Genomic DNA, 18,258 nt, shown 5'->3' with positions numbered 1-18,258 from the left:
CTACAATTTTTAAAAATTGTAAAAATTTTAAGCCAGACCAGCTAATACATGGCTATCTGGTGCTCGACAACCGACAATTTGGTATTGTTATTTATGGTCAATTCTACATGGACGTTCATCGAGCGTCGCTCGCTCAGTTTTCTCTCGAATCACCACTTTTGTTCGGTTCGAGTGGTCGCCGAACGACGAGAACAGGACCGACAGTTTGCTCTGCGACACGGTCAGACGTCTCACCAAACAACCGGCCACGAATCGTTGGTTCCTCCTCACCCATAATGACGACGTCGTGGTTTTCTGCAGCCACGATGAGTGCTTGGAGCGGATTCTGTGCAACTGTCACGACTCTGTTGAGCTGGTCACGGCTGACGCCGAGGACGACGAGTTCGTCCGAAACCTCACCTAACAGTTGTTCACCGTATTGAACGTCTGCTTCGTCGGATGCAGCGTGGAACAGTGTAACTTCGACCGCTTGGTGGCTGCTCACACCCGCGACAACTTTGGCGATAGCCTCGGCGTTGATCCTCTCTTTAATCGGGACGATGATACGGTCGATCGTCGGTGCAGGGTTCGAGAGTAACACCGCATCACAGTTGGCTTCAGTCGCGATTCGGTCGGTCGTCTGTGAAATGTTGTGAGTGAAGACGAGGCGCGTCTCGACCGTGGAACCACACGATTCGAACGCGTCGACCAAGTCCTGGAGTTCGTGCTGCGCTTTCGCTTCGAACTGTTCACGTGCTTGATCAGGGGCCGTTTGTTCAGGAATCTCGTAGTATCCAAGGAGAACAACAGTGGCACGAGAGAGCAGGCGAACCATCTGGTCTGGAATCACCTGCCCCTTCAGGATGGCAACCGGGACAAGAACCCGAATCTCTGGCGATTTACGCATCTGCTTGCACCCCCTTGAGAGTGACCTCACGTGCGTAAATCAGATACCACACCAATGCAGCGACGCTGACGACGATACCGATTACCTGTGAGAGCGGTTGCATAAACGCAACGAGGCCGAAACTCGCGATGGCCCCCACAATAGGCACTGCGGGATAGCCAGGGACCCGGAACGAGGGGTTGTACCACTCGGGGTTCGAGCGCCGAAGGACGACGAGGGCAACACACATGAGGCCGTAGGAGATGAGGTGCAAAAATGAGGCCACTTCTGCCAACACCTCGGTCCGACCCACTGCGACGAGTACGACCGTCGGGCCTCCCACGAGAGCGAGCGCGAGATGTGGTGTGCCGTATCGCAGATTGATTCGGCCAAGTTGCGTCGGCACCAAGGCATCGCGACTCAAAGCGTAGAGTGCACGCGAAGAACTCAGAATCGATGCGTTCGCACTCGAAACTGTCGCGAGAAGTCCAGCGACGAGAATTGCAATAGCCCCAGGGAGACCGAGGTACGAACGAGCGACTTCGACGATGGCCGTCTCGCCGAACGTGGAGAGTCGTACGCTTCCGAAGGCACCTGTCGAAATGAGTATTGTCACCACGTAGAGCGTCCCAACGATGACTACAGAGCCAATCATGGCTAACGGGAGATTCCGCCCTGGTTTCGTAATCTCGCCCGCGACGGTCGCGACCTGTGCAAACCCGAGGTACGAGGTGAAGACGAGCGCTGCCGTTGTGAAGATACTGAACGACCCATACGGCAGGAACTGTTCAGGAACCGTCTCGCGGCCGAAGAGGCCGAGGGTGTCGAGAGAGCCGTAGAGGAGGAAGATGAAGAGAATACCGAGAAGCAGACTCACGATTCCGTTCTGCAGTTTCGTCGTGTTCTCCGTCCCGAAGACACTGACCACGGTTAAGAGCAGTCCGAATCCAATACCGAGGACGGCAACGAACGGAACGGACTCTACGATTATCGCCGACGCACCAATCTCTTCGAGAACGGCGACGGCGTACTGGGCAAATCCGACGAGATAGAACGCCGATGCAAAGACGAGACCAAGCCACAGACCAATCCCGACGACGGCCCCAAACGGCGCTCCCATCCCACGCGAGATGAAGTAGTACGCACCACCACTCTTCGGCATCGCCGTCGCCAACTCCGAGGTTGGGAGTGCGACAAGCAGCGCAATGACCGCACCAATTACGAACGACAGCGCGGCAGCAGGGCCTGCGTTGCCGGCGGCGAGGCCGGGAAAGACGAAAATCCCTGCCCCAACCATCGTCCCGACGCCGATTGCAAGTCCACCTCGGAGGTCGATTGTTCGTTCGAGTTCCGTCCCACTCTCGAGAACCGTCACTTCGTCAGCGGTTGTGCCCACATCGACCGATGGGTCAGACGAAACGAGCGACTCGCCACCCCCTTCCGTCTGTCCCGACGGAACACCCCCATTGTTTCCGCTCATCTGGTATCGGTTCTCTGTTGGCACGTCACCCAGAAATATCTACGTCCCGTCACATATGGGGTGAGTACGGGCACTCTCCGCGAGAGAAAGTGTTAATCCCTCTCCGACGTGCCGTGAAACCAGAACGATGGTCTCCGGAACGCGACGCGACGACGACGCCGACAGAGGTGGGCGAGCGTGAACTGGTCTCGGAAGTCACTCGACGAACTCGAATCGTTCTACTGGGATACCATCGCACCCGCGATGGACCGAGACGGAATGGACCCGACGCAGGACGTTCCGACGTACGAGTGGTTGACCGACCACGGATGGTCGGGAATCGCGTACGCGTTACGAGAGAAACACGACCTCACCCCTCGTCAGTTCTTCGTCGACGTAGTCGGGCTCGGCGTGGACGACACGACGGGATACGAGTGGCACATCGAAGACGACGCGACAGTCGAGGCGTTCGAATCGTACCTCGGCATGCTCGAATCCCGCCGTGGACTGGCCGAATCGACGATACCAACCCGGCGCACACACCTCGCTCGATTCGCTCGTGTGTACCGTGACCTCCACGGTCGCGCCACCCTCCTCGAACGGCTGGACGACAGGGACGCCGAACCCGACGAGATTGCCCGGTGTCTGGAAGTCCTCGACGTCTTCGACGACGAGTTGGCGACCGACGGGACGAAACTCAAGTACCTCCAGACGGTCCGCGCGTTCTACGACTATCTCGTGGACTTCCGGCGGGCCCGATACAACCCCGTCGAGAACGCTGCGAAACAGTTCCGCTGGGAACAGGGCCAACCAGACAACCGAACGATGACCGCCGAGCAGGTCCGGCAAGTGTACGCCGCAGCGGCAGACCTCGAAGAACGTCTCCTCGTTCTCGGTCTCGCCGGGTGGGGTCTGCGCCCGAACGAACTCGCATCGCTCGACGCGTCACAACTCAGTCTCTCCGGCGACGACCCACACATCACGTTCGAAGAACGAAAGAACGGACCGGGGACAGTGGCACTCCTCTACGGCGTCGATGCCGTGGCCGACCGAATCGACGACCTCTCCGACGAAGACTGGAACGGCGCGCTCTTTCCATCCTCTCGGTCCTCGACTGGCCACATCGCCCGCGAGACAGTCAATCGACGGTTCAAGCGACTCGCCACCGATGCGGGCGTGACAGTCGACGGCCAGACGCCGACCGCGAAACTCTGTCGGCGGTTCTGGTACACGGCTTACCAGGAAGCAGTCGACGACATGCTCTCGCAGTTGGAAGGCGTCGCGGCCGACCAGGGGTCCAAAAGCACCGAAGTCGTCATGTCGAACTATCTCTCAGAGGAACGACGCCGCTCGTTCCGCCGGCAGGCGATGCGCGAGAAGTTGGCTACTGTGTTCGAACCCAACGCCAGCACGCGACGTGTCGAAGACCCAGCACAGAATTGAGTTGTCGACTGTCGACGGGGAAGGTCGAGTACTCTTTCCGAGTCAGTCGGTACAATGTACGGGCGAGACGGCGCACTGATTGGTAAATTTGCTCTCTCTAGTCAGCACAGGCGCAATAGACAAACAGGGAGTAGACACCCCAACGGATCCCCGTCTATTCGTTGATCAGTGTTCGTGGCCGAGAGCTTGAGTCCTGTAGGAGTAGCCCGCTCCAGAGAACACAATTCACTCTCTTGGACTCCTGGAGTCGATATACCTTATGTCGATATACCGAACGAGTTTTTGTGGAGTCACGAGAAATCCGGAAGGTGGTGGCAGACAATTCCCTCTCACCACCGACCCCACTGTCAACACGTTCTGGTCTTCGGGTTCGGGTTCAGAGGCCCCTGGGATTCAGGAGGTGGTCAGTGTTCGTGGCCGAGCGCTTTGTTGACCATCTCGTTCAGTTCCTTGAGCTTGTTCTGGACCTCCTCGGGCTTGTCCGACGGCATGTTCTCTAACGCGGGTTGACCGTGTGCCTCCGGTTCGCCGACGATTACCGTCGCAATCATGCCGAGCGCTTCGTGGGGAGTGCAGTAGTAGTGGTAGACGCCCTCGGTTTCGAAGGTGTGTTCGAAGGTTGCTCCTGCTTCCGACAGGATACCACTATCCCACGATGCTGCCCGTCGGGAACGAGCTGTGGCTGGTCGTTATCTGGGTGGTACGCCGTCGTCGAGTGCGTGCCGCTCTCGTTGTGGAACGTTACAGTCCCACCGACGTTCACACGCACGACGTGCGGTTCGAAGTGGTACCCGTTATCGGTGGTTACCATCTTCACCTCGGCCGTGTCAGTCGGCGAACCGACCGCTTCGTCGTGTCCGTGCCCATCTTCACCGTGGCCCTCTTCTTCGTCACTGTGGCCCTCCTCTTCCTCACCGTGTCCACTCTCGCTATCGTCGTGGCTCTCCTCTGCTGCTTCGGTCTCGGTATGCGATTCATCGGCTGCCTGCGCCTGGTTCTGTCCGTCACTCGCTGGTGCTCCCGCACAGCCAGCAAGTCCGATGGCTGCCGCACTACCAGTCAGCTGAAGCATCCGCCGGCGGGTGAGATTGTCTTCGGACATGGTCTTGGTCTCCTTACAGATGAGGATTCGACACCGAAACGTATAGTACGGAAAGCCGATTTGCTGGGTCAGCAAATCGCCGTTCTTTTTTATACCCCTCTCTCGAAATATGGTTTGTGAACGAGGAGCGAGACGGTCGGGAGATCTTCGCCATCCTCGACGATGACTATGCACGCGCAATTCTCGAAGCGACACGCCGCGAACAGCTCTCTGCAAAAGCCCTCAGCGAGGAATGTGGGATGTCTGTTTCGACAATCTCCCGACGTGTCAATACGCTTCTGGAACACGATTTACTCGTCGAACGAACACACATCGACCCGAGCGGACATCACTACAGTGAGTACGAAGCGCAACTCGAAGGAGTCGATGTCAAGCTCCTCGAAACCGGGTTCGACGTGCGGGTCGAACTCCGCGAAGACGCGGCTGACCGATTCACGCGCATCTGGGACGAAATGAGGAAACGATAGTATGCACGTCGGACTCGTCGTCGCGAAGCTCGTCACGATGCTTCTCGGATTTTTGATCGCCTATCAGGCCTATCGAGGATACCGCAGGAACGACAGTCAACCGATGTTCTACGTCGCAGTTGGCTTCGTCTTCATCAGCTTCGGCGCGGTCATCGAGGGAATTCTGTTCGACGTGGTCGGACTCTCACTCTCCGATGCGGGAACCGTCGCGACGATAATCGTCGCAATCGGTATGTTGAGTGTCCTCTACGCATTGTATGGGCGTGAGTACAGGGTAACGTGAGGGTAATCCAATGGTAGACATGATAACTGCGGTGTTGGTCGGTGTTCGGTTGGTCGTTCTTTTACTGGGCGTCCTCATCACGTTCTACAGCTATCAGGCATACCAAAAGACACGGGCACCCTACCTCCGTAATGCCTCGATTGGCTTCGGTATCATCACCGTCGGCGTGTTTATCGAAGGGGTGCTCTTCGAATTCGCTGGATTCGATATCATCATCGTTCACCTCATCGAGTCGATTGGCATCGGTCTCGGATTCGCGGTTCTTCTCATCTCTCTTCGTCGGTGAGTAGAATGAAATTCACTGGTCGCTCGTAACGGTCGGTCAATAACGCTTGTATCGGTTAACTACCCCGACCGTTTCGTGAAGGGAGAGTACCGCGTAGGGGTTCGTCACTCCACTTCGGTACAGAAATCACGATGAGACCATTCTATGTACTCGTGTTACGGGCTGGGCTACTACGATGTTCAGCGTACCATCGAGGCTCTGGCCACTGAAAGCCCCCTTCACGGTAGATGTCGAACACACCGCGCTGAATGTCTTCGCGGATGATATCGGCGGTTCGTTCGTCGACAGTCACGAAATGACACAGCGGGTGGCCCGGATACGCGACTGCGTTTTCGAGAACACCGACGACCAGGCCAGTAGATGGTGCACGAACCACCTCCACGTCGTCTTTGAAGTGGTCGGAGACGACGAACAGGGGCTCGCCCTCTTCGACGAGCGGATGCGGCCCCCACTTCATTTCGACGAGCCCAGCGGTTTCTGCGCGGAGCCACCTCTTTTCGCCACCACGGGCGACCACACGAGTCCATCCGGGCCACGAAACTGGTCGGTCGGGGAGGACCTCGTGTTCTGCGAGCACGCTTGCTACGCAGTGTAGAGCCCGATCGAGGTGAGCCGTCTGGAACCGGTGTGCACGCCCCATCTCCACTGTGACTGTCGGAATGCCGTCCCTGCATGCCGCTCTCCGGAGCGTTCCGACCGAACCCTTGCCATCGAGAATAACACTTGTGCCGAATGCTCGAGCCACCCGCTCGACGTCCGGGTCGCGCATGTCGGCACGGACGTGGTACATCGTCGCTCGGTTGCGCGTCGAGGTGTGGAAGTCGATGCCGAGGTCACAGTTCGAGATGAATTCTGTGTAAACCATGTTCGCAAGCCTGCTGGCTAGCGTCCCGTGAGGACCTCCCGGGAACGACCGGTTAAGATCCTCGTCGTAGATTGGAACGTATCGTTGCTGGGCGAGAAACCCCGGCACGTTCAACACGTGGAGGCAGACGAGCGTTCCGTGGATATCTTCGGGGTCGTACTGTCGTGCCACCTCCTGCACGATTTTGACGCCATTGAGTTCGTCACCGTGAACAGCAGCAGTCAAGAAGACTGTTGGCCCCTCGAACTCACCGTTGATGACAGTGACTGGAATCTCAAGCGAGTCGCCGTGATACGTCTCGCCGCATTCGAAGCGGAAGGTTCGCCTCTCACCGGGGGTGATGACATGCCCACCGAAGTGAGCGTCCTCTCGGAACATTATCGGGTCACCGAGAGGTCGACCCCCTTGAGTCGGCGGGCGTTCACTGCGACGATGATAGTCGAAAGCGACATGAACACCGCGCCGATGGCCGGCGACAGGAGGATGCCGATGGGGCGAGCACGCCTGCTGCGAGTGGGAGCGCGAAGACGTTGTATCCGGTCGCCCAGACGAGGTTCTCCTGCATCTTCCGGTAGCTCGCCTTCGAGAGCTTGATGAGGCGGACGACGTCCAATGGGTTGTTGTCGACGAGGATGATATCGCCGGACTCGATTGCGACGTCCGTCCCCGACCCGATTGCGATGCCGACGTCAGCCCTGGTGAGTGCCGGAGCGTCGTTGACGCCGTCACCGACCATGGCGACCAGTTTTCCTTCGGACTGGAGCTGTGCGACTTTCGTGTCTTTGTCTTCGGGCAGCACCTCCGCGAAGTACTGGTCTATTCCGAGTTCTTCGGCGACGGAACGAGCGACGTCTTCAGAGTCTCCCGTCAGCATCGCTACCTCGATACCCATCTCGTGCAGCGCATCGATGGCTCGACGACTCTCGTCGCGGATGACGTCTGCGAGCGCGAACGCGGCAACGATGTCGGACTCATCCCGAACGAGATAGACGACAGATTGGGCATTCGCTCCCGCTTCAGATGCGAAGGCTGCAACGTCCGCTGAGCGTTCGATGCCGAGCGTCTCGATGAGGTTCGGCCCGCCGATATGAACTGTCGAGCCGTCCACAGTAGCCTTAACCCCGAGGCCACGGAGGTTCTCGAAGTTCGAGACACTCGCTCGTGGGATGCCACGTTCTTCTGCGGCGTTTCTGATGGCGCGAGCAATCATGTGTTCCGAGTCGCCTTCGACACCAGAGGCGACTGCGAACACTCGTTGTTCGTCCCAGTCGCCCGCAATCTCGACGCCGACGAGTCCCTGTTCACCTTTGGTGAGGGTCCCAGTCTTGTCGAACATCACGATGTCCAGGTTTCGGGCTTCCTCCATGGCGATTCGGTCGCGGATGAGCATTCCATTCTGGGCAGCCGTCGACGTGTTGATGGCGACGACCAACGGGACTGCGAGACCGAGTGCGTGCGGGCAGGCGATGACGAGAACTGTGACTGCGCGTTCGAGGACGTTGATGTTGAATCCGATCGCGACGGTCCACGCGATAGCCGTAATTCCCGCGACTGCGAGTGCGATGTAGAAGAGCCATCCAGCTGCTTTGTCAGCGAGTAACTGCGTTCGTGACTTCGACTGTTGGGCCTCCTCGACGAGACGCATGATTCCCGCCAAGGCCGTCTCGTCACCGGTCTTCGTCACGCGGACCCGGAGACTCCCGTCTTGATTGACTGTCCCTGCGATGACCGCCGCACCGGGCTCCTTATCGACCGGTCGTGATTCTCCGGTAATCATCGACTCGTCTACTGATGAGTCCCCTTCGACGACTTCACCGTCAGCGGGGACAGACGCACCCGGTCGAACGAGTACGAGGTCATCCTCGACGAGTTCTGAAACGGGAGTTTCTTCGGTGTCACCACGTTCAGTAATCCGCTCAGCAGTATCTGGCATGAGTTTCGCCAACTCGTCGAGTGCACCCGAGGCCTGTCGAACAGAGCGCATCTCCATCCAGTGGCCCAACAGCATGATGTCGATAAGCGTGACCAGTTCCCAGAAGAATGGCGTCGTCCCTTCGATGAACAGACTGGCCAGAGAGTAGACGAACGCGACAGTGATCGCCAATGAGATGAGCATCATCATCCCCGGTTCACGGTTTCTGAGTTCCGTCCGGGCCATCGAGAGGAACGGGAGGCCACCGTATACGAAGATAACTACCGACAGAACTGGCGTAATCCAAACACTCCCCGGAAACGTGGGCGCGGTGTACCCGAAGACATCCTGAATGAACTCGCTGAAATAGATGACTGGAATCGAGAGAGCGAGCGAGACCCAGAACCTCCGTCTGAACATCTGCTCGTGTCCGGTGTGGTCGGTGTGTGCCCTGTGGTCGTCTCCGTGTTCGTGCATTTCAGGGACGTGCGTTTCGTGTTCTGGATGCACTCTGTGGGAGTCGTGTGTCGGTTCTTCGTGTTCTCGGTGTTCGTCTTGTATGTGGTCGCTGTGTGCGTGTTTCTCCGTTGACCGGTGCACGTGTTCAGCACCCTCTTCGTGGATTTGCTCGGTACTCTCGTGGTGGTGTTCTCGTTCCGGATGTGGTGGTCCGTTCGAGTGGTCGTGGTTAGTGTCGTTCATATATTGTCTCTTGTTATCAACCCACACGGGCTTGTTCGAGCAGAGAGTGTGACCGGTAGTTGGCGAGCACACATCCAAGCGAAGAATGGTATCTCAGTCCGTCACTGTCCGCCCGACGAGTCCGTTTGAGGACTGTGCTGACTATTCTACGCCTTCGACGGCCTCGACGAGAGCTGTGGATCGGCGTCGCCATTGTGCTCGATGTTCCCAGCCCATTTCCTCAACCCGGATGGTCGTTGACATACATCTGAACATACGATGGCTATTCTTATGCCGTTTTTTGCTTCGATTCAGTGACTGTGAGACACAGATACTTTCAAAAACAAAGTCGAGTGCGTCTTTGTGTTCTCACTTGGAGGTATTGTATCGCACCTGTGTGAGAAAGACGAGGAAAGAGACAGACCCGTTGTGGGATAACTGGTAGTAGTCAACTACTCTCTGACTGCACACTGAATTTGTGAACGACTCGTGCTTCTGGTTCCTCCCGAACAGAGGACACACCGTTCCCCGTCAACTGGGGGCGATAACAGACGAATTCCCGCCAAGATTCATGTGGCAGACAGACGCAGACCACGTATGCCAACTCCGTCTCCGTTCTCCAGACCGGTCGGGAGCGAACGTGTCGATGGGATGCGTGAGTCTGTCATCCGGGAGATGACGCGCGAAGCCCACAGACACGACGCAATCAACCTGTCGCAGGGGATTCCCGACGAAGACGAAACCCCGCCGCGCGTGAAACAGGCCGCGAAGGACGCGATCGACACGTCGAGTCAGTACACGATTACGTGGGGACTTCCGGAACTCCGCGAGACGATAGCAGAACGCTACGCCGACTGGAAGGGCGTCTCCTACGACCCAGAGACAGAAGTCACCGTCACCACCGGAACGAGTGAAGCGGTGGTCTCGACGCTCCTCGCACTCTGTGACCCCGGTGACGGCGTCATCTACTTCGAGCCAACCTACGAGAGCTACATTCCTGCCGTCCAATTCGCGGGCGGTCGCCCGATTCCACTCGACATTACGGACGGCCTCGAAATCGACGCAGATTCGCTCAAAGAGGCTGCTGCAGACGCGTCCATTCTCATCCTCAATCACCCACACAACCCGACGGGGAACGTCTTCACGCCCAGCGAACTCGAATTCGTCGCGGACGTTGCGGCCGAAGAAGACCTCATCGTCGTCACCGACGAGATTTACGAACACATCGTCTACACAGACGACTACGTGAGTCCCGTGGAAATCGACGGCCTCGCTGGCCGCACTGTCGTCTGTACGGGGATGTCGAAAACGTACTCCGTGACTGGGTGGCGCGTCGGGTTCGCCCTCGCACCCGAGCCACTCTCTGCCGAACTCCGCAAAGTCCACGACTATACGAGCATCTGTGCGCCGACACCCTTCCAGAAGGCGGGCGTCGAGGCGCTTTCTCTCCCCGACGACTACTACACGGACCTCGCTGCATCGTACGAACGTCGCCGTGACATCCTCTACGACGGACTTCGAGACGTCGGCTTAGACCCCGTCAAACCGGACGGTGCCTACTACATGCTCACCCGCTATCCGGGCGACGTAGACGACACCGAATTCAGCCTCCGACTCATCCGTGAAGCTGGCGTCGCAACCGTCCCCGGAAGCAGTTTCTACACCGAAGGGACTGCGGACTGGGTTCGATTCACGTTCTCTCGTAACGAACCCACAATCGAAGCGGCGCTCACTCGTCTCGACGAGAACCGGTTCTGGTAACCTCAGTTCATCTGTAACCTCAGTCCATCTTCTCGTCGGCGACGTCTCGCTCGATGGCTTCCCGTGAACGGTCTGCTGGGTCACCATAGCCACCACCGCCGGGAGTGTAGACAGTCACCCTCGTGCCTGCAGGCACGTCACGGGTGATTTTCGCTGGAACGACCCCAGCAGTCTCTGTCGCACCGGAATCACCCTGTTCGTCGTCTGTCGAGGCGGGAACGTCGATGACGTTCTTCCCGACCGTCCCGTCTTCTCCTCCGGCGAGTCCTTTCGGTGCGACACGGCGGCGTTCAGTCAAGAGCGAGACTGTCGCATCCGTCTGAACGGTGAGTGAGCGGACGATACCCAGTCCACCACGGTACGTTCCGCGCCCGCCGCTGTTCTCCCGAAGACTGTACGCTTCGACCAGCATCGGATACTCGGCTTCGAGTGCTTCGATGGGTGTGTTGAGCGTGTTGGTCATGCCGACCTGTACGCCGTCCATGCCGTCGCCACTCGCTCGGCCTCCGAACCCACCCCCGATAGTTTCGTAGTACGTGAACCCGCCTGCACCACCGGAGCGACTGCCAATCGTGAGGTTGTTCATCGTCCCCTGTCCTTGCGCGGGAACACGTTCTGGCGCTGCCTTCGCGAGGGCAGAAAAGACGACATCGGTCACCCGTTGGCTCGTCTCGACGTTTCCGCCGACGACCGCTGCCGGGGGCCGTGGGTTCAAGAGCGACCCTTCGGGAACGGTCACCTCGATAGGGTCGTAACAGCCCTGATTGGGCGGGATTTCGGGGTCGGTCACGCAGCGGACGACGAAGTACACCGCGCTCTTCGCCACCGCCAACGGTGCGTTGACGTTGCCAGCGACCTGTGGTGCCGTCCCGTCGAAGTCGACGTGTATCGACTCTCCAGAGACGGAGACGGTGGCTTCGATTGGGATATCCTCGTCGGTGACGCCATCGCCTTCGAGCACGTCGCGGGCGTGGTACGACCCATCCGGGAGTTCCCGCAGTTCCGCAGTGACACGGGTTCGTGAGTAGTCGATGACTGCGTCGAAGGCATCGAGAACCTGTGGGACGCCGTGTTCGTCGACGAGGTCACCGAGTCGTTCTGCGGCGCGGTCGTTTGCCGCGAGTTGCGCCCGAACGTCGGCACGGCGTTCGTCAGGATTGCGAACGTTCGCCAAGAAGAGCGCCATCACGTCGTCGGCTATCTCACCGCCTCTGACGAGTCGAACCGGCGGGATTCGGAGGCCTTCTTGATAGATTTCACGCGCACCCGCGGGCATACTCCCGGGCGTCATTCCACCCACGTCGGCGTGGTGTGCTCGCGAGACGGCGTAGCCGAGAATCTCGCCGTCGACCGTGAGCGGTGAGACCATCGTGACGTCCGGTAGGTGCGTTCCACCGTCGAACGGGTCGTTGAGAACGAACACGTCGCCGGGTTCGGGGTCGTATTCGAGGACCGTCTTCACTGCCTCGGGCATGGCCCCGAGGTGAACCGGGATGTGTTCAGCCTGTGCGACGAGTCGGCCGTCGGCGTCGAACAGCGCCGTCGAGCAGTCGCGACGCTCCTTGATGTTCGGTGAGTACGACGACGTGATGAGGACCTGTCCCATCTCGTCCGCGATGCTCTCGAACTGATTTCGCATGATTTCGAGCGAGATGGCGTCGATGCTGCTCATTCGTCGCCACCTCCTCGGGTCACGACGAGCGACCCGTCTGAACGGACAGTCCCACGCCACGCTGGTGGGACAACGACCGTACTTTCGTCCTGTTCGAGAACCGACGGCCCCGTGACGTCGAATCCCGGCAAAAGTGACTCACGGTCGTACACCGGCGTCTCGTGGAACTCCGTCCCGAAAAACGCCGGTCGAGTCTCACGGACAGTACCTGTGCCGCCACGATAGGTAACCTCCGGGGAGTCGCGTTCGACGACAGCAGTCGCTCGAACGTTGACGAGTTCGACTGGGTCGGACAGCTGGTAGCCGTACGCCCGCTCGTGGGCCTCGTGGAACCGTCGCTCGACATCATCACCGTCGAACTCAGCGTCGACCGGAACGGTCAACTCGAAACTCTGTCCGACGTACCTGAGGTCAGCAGCGCGCTGGATGGTCGCAGACGCTGGAGATTCGACGTCCGCGAGAACGTCGGCCGCAAGTCGGTCGTAGGAAGCCTCGATTGTCGCAGTGTCGAGCGAGTCGAGGACGCTCCGAACCGTCTGCACTGAGTCGTGTTTTTCGTCGGCCGTGAGCAATCCGTACGCCGAGAGGACGCCGCACGCATACGGAACGACGACGGTGTCGATACCGAGACTCTCGGCGAGCGTCGCGGCGTGCATCGGGCCAGCACCACCGAACGCAACCAGTCCAAACCCACGCGGGTCCAGGCCACGTTCGACCGTCACCGACCGAATTGCACGTGCCATATTGGCGTTTGCGACACGGAACACACCACGCGCCGCGTCAAGCGCATCGTCGAGTTCTGCGTCGGCGGCGAGCGAGTCGAGTGCGTCTGCCGCCGCGGATTCGTCCAACGAGAGTTCTCCGCCGAGTGCTGAGCTTCCACCGATGTATCCGAGGACGACGTTCGCATCTGTAACCGTCGGGTCTGTCCCACCGCGTCCGTAGCATGCTGGACCCGGTTGGGCACCGGAGGACCGAGGGCCGACGCGGAGCGCACCGCCGGAATCGACCCACGCGATAGACCCCCCACCGGAGCCGACTGTCTCGACGTCGACCATGGGCGTCTTGATAGGCCGTCCGTTGATTTCCGCGTCGGTCGTCTGTGCAACCTCGCCGTCGCGGACGAGACTCACGTCAGTGGACGTCCCACCCATGTCGAACGTGACGAAACCATCGAGTTCGTCGTCGGTGGCCGTTTCAGCGGCACCGACGACACCTGCGGCGGGGCCAGACATGGTTGTCGTGACGGCGTGTTTTCGGACGGTTGCCGCCGGAGCGAGGCCGCCGTTCGCTTGCATGATTCGAGGCGACGGGATGCCGAGCGAGTCGGCACGCGATTCGAGTCGGCCGAGATAGGCGTCGATGGTGGGCGTCACGTAGGCGTCGACGACGGTCGTCGAGGTCCGTTCGTACTCACGGAACTCGGCGAGAACCTCGTGCGACGTCGAGACTGGAACGTCGAGCAGGTCACGGAGAATACCGGCGGCAGTTCGTTCGTTGTCGGGGTACAGATACGCGTGGAGGAAACACACCGCGACGCTTTCAGCACCGCACTCCCGGATGTCCGCAGCGAGTTCGCGAACCTGCTGTTCGTCGACTGAGCGCTGAATACCGTCGACGGTTGCTCGTTCAGCGACCTCGAATCGTCGGCGGCGTGGGACGAGCGGGGCGGGTTTGTCGACGCGGGTATCGTACAGCGAGGGTCGTGCTTGGCGTCCGATTTCGAGGACGTCACGGAATCCCTCGGTGGTGACGAGCGCAGTCTTGGCGCCGGCGTCTTCGAGTAAGGCATTGACCGAGACGGTCATCGCGTGTGTGAACACGTCGACGTCGCTCGGAGCGATTCCTGCCTGGTCGCACGCCTTCTCGATTCCGTCGATGACGCCGGCGCTCTGGTCGTCTGTTGTGGGAACTTTCGCCGTGACGAGTTCGGAACCGTCTGTCAACAGCGCAACGTCGGTGAACGTTCCGCCGACATCGACGCCGAGGCGAACCTCGTCACTCATTCGAGACGTTTCCCAGCGAGCGTGGTCGTCGAAGGTGTGCAAGCACAGAGGTCGGCGAAATGAGCGGGGTGAGCAAAGTGAGTGAGATGGGCGAACCGGTCCGGCATCGATTGGCGACCATACACACCCTACGCTCGGAGGGAGACTTATGCATTTGTCACAGGGTCGCACAGCAAGAGGTGGCGCGTTCTCGGTCTGTTGGGAACCGCTGTTTGTGTTGGCGTTGGACGCTGGCGACCACCTCGTATCTTACTCGAGAGACAGTGAGAAGCCCCATTTCGCCGTCTTTCGGTCCTCTTCACCGCCGGAGAGTCCGCCGACGGTGAACGTCGATTCGAAACGGAACTCACCGACCGGGAGACACGTCTCCTCGTCGCCGTCTTGCTTCGTCGCCCCGTAGAGGTCGACCAGTTTCGACCGCGACTCGCCGGGGTCGAACGACTCGATTCGGTACTCCTCTGTGACGGCGATGGGGTCGGAGAGTCGCCAGCACCCTGCTTCGGCAGGGTACTCCTGTCCTGCCGGGAGGAAGATGAGGTCGTTCGAGGTGTCGGTGACGTACTCGAAGAAGATTGCACGGCCCTCGCCGACTTCGACAGTCTCGTCGCTCGTGTTGGTGAGCGTGATTCGAAGTTGCGGTGGGCGTTCGTCTGTCGCGACGGCCTCGCTCACCTCGACCATCGGTTCGAGCGGAATATCGGGAGACGAGTCGACGCTAGTCAGCGTGATTCCCGGCCCACCCGAAGGCCGCGTTCCACCCGAGGGGTCAGAAGAGTCTGTCGGGAAGTCGGACGGTGTGTCGTCCATATCGGTCGTGTCGTCGTCCGAACCACTGCCACCACCAGTCCCGAGACATCCAGCGACGAGGCCGAGAGACAAGAGGGCAGATGTGCGAACGACCGACCGGCGTGTTGGGGACATACCAGTATCTGGTCGGGTGAGAAAATAACCCTACGTGAGAGACAAATACTCGTTTGAGTCACGCGCTCACACGCTCCGAGAGTGGACGCAGCGAGTGGACAGAACGTCTCTGACGGATGGATACGCACTCAGGGAGTCGCGTCGCGGTTGTGTCGTTGGCGGTAGTACTCCCACTCCGTGTCACTCCCGTAGTGAACGACGAGGTCGGTCGCCGTCTGCTCGGCGACACCGGGAACCTCACGGAGTGCGGCAGTGTCACCTTCGACGACGACCGCTGCAACAGCGTCGGCGCTCCCGAAGTGTTCGAACAGTGCTCCCGCGACCCGACTCCCCGCATTCGGGACCGGAGCACACGCCGAGTCGATACGTGCTCGTTCCGCTCGGTCGTCGATGCGGTGTATCCACCGTTGGACCCAGGCTTCGACCCTCGCTCTTTCCTCCTCGGACTGTGGCGTCTCGAACTCACGAACCGAGTCGTCGACGATACCACCGAACCGGGCAGAAAGAGAGAGTCCACCGGGATGCGGGAGGACGTGGACGCCGGGTGCGTCACCCGACTCGGTGCCGACGAGGACCCCCGGGACTGCCTTCTCGAATCGAAGCGCAAAGTTCGCAGGGCGAGGTTCCCCCGGCGGGTAGATGACCCACTCGCCGCTCGGCAGTTCGATTCGCTCGGGGAGCCATCCTAACTCACCCCCCGAGGTGAGACCGGAGGCGTCGTCTGCTCTCTCGTCTGTGTCCCGTGTCACGTCGTAGTCCTCTGGTGGTAGTTCCGTGGTCCAGTTCCTCGGTGGAAGTTTCGTGGTCGAGTGTTACATCGAACACAGTCGCGTACGCTGACAGTCCCAATGGGAGTGCATAATACACGCGGTTACGGAGACGAACGCCAACGGGACCGAACCACCGTTGCGCGCTGTCTCTCCGCAGTGTCTCACCGACACATGGAGCACGCACACCCGGTTGCTCAAGTACATTGAGCACGAACCCCGGTGTATGCCCGTCGTTGAAGTCAACCTCCCGGACGAACTGCTCGTAGAATTCGAACAACTGGTCGACGAAGAGTTCATCAGCGAAGAACAGGCAGTCGAAGAACTCCTCTCGATGGGGATGGACGCCTACGGCGCCCCTGTTCAGGACGAGGGCGGTGTCCAGTCGGACTTCGTCCAGAGCGCCCAGAACAACCTGTTCGACACCGCTGGCGACCCCGGTGGTCTCGACGACGACGTGCTCTAAGAGACGGGACCAACGTCCACGCGTCCCCGCTTTTTCGAAGCCTGCCGACGCTCACGAATACGACGACAAACGTACAGACCCACGGCGTCTCGTAGAGCAGTCTGAAGGCGTAATGTGAGACTGCTCGTTGGGTGATTTCGTACCGTTAAGTTCTCATTTACCTGAACGTTTGCTGCACACTCGGTCGGACACTGGAGAGACCCGACACACGCACGCGAGTAACTGTGAACTAGCCGTGTTTGTCGGTGTACAACTTTCTTGCATGCCCACTATCATTCGACAATGAGTTCACCGCTTTCGGGGCAGACAGTGCTTATCACGGGAGGTGCGGGGTTTATCGGCAGCCACCTCGCCGACGTCCTCCATCGAACCAACGACGTTCGCGTTCTCGACGACCTCACCAGTGGCACTCGGAGCAACCTGCCGAGTGGCGTCACCCTCATCGAGGGGAGTATCCTCGACGAAGACATAGTCGAGAAAGCGACTGAGGACGTCGACGTCATCTTCCACGAAGCAGCAATCGTCGACGTCGGTGCGTCGGTCGAACAGCCATTCCAGACACACGAAGTGAACTGTGACGGTGGGCTCTCCATCCTCGACCGGGCACGAGACGAAGACGCGCGCGTGGTCGTCGCCTCCAGTGCGGCAGTGTACGGCCAGCCAACTCGTGTTCCCATCACCGAAGACGACCCGCTCAGACCGACTTCGCCGTACGGACTGCAAAAACTCGCACTCGACCGATACACGACGCTCTATCACGACCTCTACGGTGTCGAGACGGTCGCACTCAGGTATTTCAACGTGTACGGCCGACGAGGAGAACAGAGCCAGTACAGTGGTGTCATCGACACGTTCGTCCGGCGTGCACTCGACGGCGACCCACTCGTGATATTTGGCGACGGAACTCAGACCCGTGACTTCGTCCACGTCGACGACGTCGTTCAGGCGAACCTGCTGGCAGCGACGACCAGCAACGTCGGCGGGTCGTACAACGTCGCGACTGGGGAGTGTATCACCATCCGCGAACTCGCAGAGACGATCGTCGAACTCACCGAAAGCACCTCGCCGATTCAGTTCGAACCAGCACAGCCGGGAGATATCGACGAGAGCGAGGCAGACATCTCGCGTGCACAGCACTCCTTGGGGTTCGAACCGACGATGTCGCTTCGAACTGGTCTCGAACGACTCGTGGATGAACGGACGGAACGCTACGCCTGACGAGCGCGAAATCGGCTATTGTCGGTCGAAACACAGGCTATTCGAAGCATAACAAAACCTGCACTGACCTTCTTACTGGTGAAC

General features: G+C 59.5%; 16 protein-coding genes and 1 pseudogene. 7 read left to right on the top strand and 10 right to left on the bottom strand.

What is annotated here, in order from left to right:
• Window positions 1-133: 133 nt before the first annotated feature.
• Both GJR98_RS16565 and GJR98_RS16560 read right to left on the bottom strand, forming a co-directional pair.
• Window positions 134-886, bottom strand: coding sequence for a universal stress protein (locus GJR98_RS16565; RefSeq protein ID WP_151139849.1), 753 nt, complete (start codon window positions 884-886; stop codon window positions 134-136).
• Entirely contained in the window at window positions 879-2,345 is a 1,467-nt protein-coding gene (locus GJR98_RS16560) for an APC family permease (protein WP_151139848.1), read from the bottom strand. Before GJR98_RS16560 ends, GJR98_RS16565 begins: the two co-directional genes overlap by 8 nt.
• A gap of 177 nt (window positions 2,346-2,522) precedes the next feature.
• On the opposite strand from GJR98_RS16560, the gene GJR98_RS16555 reads away from it, so the two are divergent.
• Window positions 2,523-3,767 (top strand): tyrosine-type recombinase/integrase, encoded by a 1,245-nt coding sequence (locus tag GJR98_RS16555; RefSeq protein ID WP_151139847.1) that lies wholly within the window; start codon window positions 2,523-2,525, stop codon window positions 3,765-3,767.
• Window positions 3,768-4,171: 404 nt separating this feature from the next.
• Here GJR98_RS16555 and GJR98_RS18025 read toward each other — a convergent pair whose 3' ends face one another.
• Together GJR98_RS18025 and GJR98_RS16550 are read right to left on the bottom strand one after the other, a co-directional pair.
• Window positions 4,172-4,405 carry a plastocyanin/azurin family copper-binding protein gene (locus tag GJR98_RS18025; protein WP_323849388.1) on the bottom strand — a complete coding sequence of 78 codons (234 nt, stop codon included), beginning with the start codon at window positions 4,403-4,405 and terminating at the stop codon, window positions 4,172-4,174.
• On the bottom strand, window positions 4,315-4,869 hold the full coding sequence (locus tag GJR98_RS16550; RefSeq protein WP_323849387.1) for a cupredoxin domain-containing protein: 555 nt from the start codon (window positions 4,867-4,869) through the stop codon (window positions 4,315-4,317). The genes GJR98_RS18025 and GJR98_RS16550 overlap by 91 nt, the downstream gene beginning before the upstream one ends.
• A gap of 116 nt (window positions 4,870-4,985) precedes the next feature.
• Here GJR98_RS16550 and GJR98_RS16545 point away from each other — a divergent pair, with 116 nt between their 5' ends.
• The 3 genes from GJR98_RS16545 to GJR98_RS16535 are packed head-to-tail and all read left to right on the top strand — an operon-like array spanning window position 4,986 to window position 5,905.
• The gene (locus GJR98_RS16545; RefSeq protein WP_151139846.1) at window positions 4,986-5,336 is read left to right on the top strand and encodes a transcriptional regulator; all 351 of its coding nucleotides are present in this window, start codon (window positions 4,986-4,988) and stop codon (window positions 5,334-5,336) included.
• A gap of 1 nt (window position 5,337) precedes the next feature.
• Window positions 5,338-5,619 (top strand): DUF7521 family protein, encoded by a 282-nt coding sequence (locus tag GJR98_RS16540; protein WP_151139845.1) that lies wholly within the window; start codon window positions 5,338-5,340, stop codon window positions 5,617-5,619.
• A gap of 10 nt (window positions 5,620-5,629) precedes the next feature.
• A complete protein-coding gene (locus GJR98_RS16535; RefSeq protein WP_151139844.1) occupies window positions 5,630-5,905 on the top strand; it encodes a DUF7521 family protein in 276 nt (91 codons plus the stop codon).
• A 142-nt stretch (window positions 5,906-6,047) separates the two neighbouring features.
• On the opposite strand, the gene GJR98_RS16530 is transcribed toward GJR98_RS16535, so the two are convergent.
• Together GJR98_RS16530 and GJR98_RS16525 are read right to left on the bottom strand one after the other, a co-directional pair.
• On the bottom strand, window positions 6,048-7,148 hold the full coding sequence (locus GJR98_RS16530; RefSeq protein ID WP_151139843.1) for a succinylglutamate desuccinylase/aspartoacylase family protein: 1,101 nt from the start codon (window positions 7,146-7,148) through the stop codon (window positions 6,048-6,050).
• Window positions 7,148-9,102, bottom strand: a pseudogene (locus GJR98_RS16525) (heavy metal translocating P-type ATPase). Before GJR98_RS16525 ends, GJR98_RS16530 begins: the two are co-directional and overlap by 1 nt.
• An 858-nt stretch (window positions 9,103-9,960) precedes the next feature.
• Between GJR98_RS16525 and GJR98_RS16520 the strand changes: the two are divergent.
• Window positions 9,961-11,124, top strand: coding sequence for a pyridoxal phosphate-dependent aminotransferase (locus GJR98_RS16520; protein WP_151139842.1), 1,164 nt, complete (start codon window positions 9,961-9,963; stop codon window positions 11,122-11,124).
• A 19-nt stretch (window positions 11,125-11,143) separates the two neighbouring features.
• Here the strand turns inward: GJR98_RS16520 and GJR98_RS16515 are convergent, their stop codons facing one another.
• The 4 genes from GJR98_RS16515 to GJR98_RS16500 form a co-directional block, all read right to left on the bottom strand.
• Window positions 11,144-12,796 (bottom strand): hydantoinase B/oxoprolinase family protein, encoded by a 1,653-nt coding sequence (locus tag GJR98_RS16515; protein WP_151139841.1) that lies wholly within the window; start codon window positions 12,794-12,796, stop codon window positions 11,144-11,146.
• On the bottom strand, window positions 12,793-14,802 hold the full coding sequence (locus GJR98_RS16510; RefSeq protein WP_151139840.1) for a hydantoinase/oxoprolinase family protein: 2,010 nt from the start codon (window positions 14,800-14,802) through the stop codon (window positions 12,793-12,795). Before GJR98_RS16510 ends, GJR98_RS16515 begins: the two co-directional genes overlap by 4 nt.
• Before the next feature lie 249 nt (window positions 14,803-15,051).
• Window positions 15,052-15,723, bottom strand: coding sequence for a hypothetical protein (locus GJR98_RS16505; protein ID WP_151139839.1), 672 nt, complete (start codon window positions 15,721-15,723; stop codon window positions 15,052-15,054).
• A gap of 128 nt (window positions 15,724-15,851) precedes the next feature.
• A complete protein-coding gene (locus tag GJR98_RS16500; protein WP_151139838.1) occupies window positions 15,852-16,472 on the bottom strand; it encodes a hypothetical protein in 621 nt (206 codons plus the stop codon).
• A gap of 244 nt (window positions 16,473-16,716) precedes the next feature.
• On the opposite strand from GJR98_RS16500, the gene GJR98_RS16495 reads away from it, so the two are divergent.
• Together GJR98_RS16495 and GJR98_RS16490 are read left to right on the top strand one after the other, a co-directional pair.
• Window positions 16,717-16,956: a DUF7120 family protein gene (locus tag GJR98_RS16495; RefSeq protein ID WP_151139837.1), complete on the top strand. Its 240-nt coding sequence runs from the start codon at window positions 16,717-16,719 to the stop codon at window positions 16,954-16,956.
• Between the two features lie 282 nt (window positions 16,957-17,238).
• Window positions 17,239-18,174: an NAD-dependent epimerase/dehydratase family protein gene (locus tag GJR98_RS16490; RefSeq protein ID WP_151139836.1), complete on the top strand. Its 936-nt coding sequence runs from the start codon at window positions 17,239-17,241 to the stop codon at window positions 18,172-18,174.
• Window positions 18,175-18,258: the final 84 nt, after the last annotated feature.

Source organism: Haloferax marinisediminis, from assembly GCF_009674585.1.
In the GTDB taxonomy this organism is placed as follows: Archaea; Halobacteriota; Halobacteria; order Halobacteriales; family Haloferacaceae; genus Haloferax; species Haloferax marinisediminis.
Note: the sequence above shows the minus strand (reverse complement) of the source record. Positions and strands in the feature narration are given on the sequence as shown.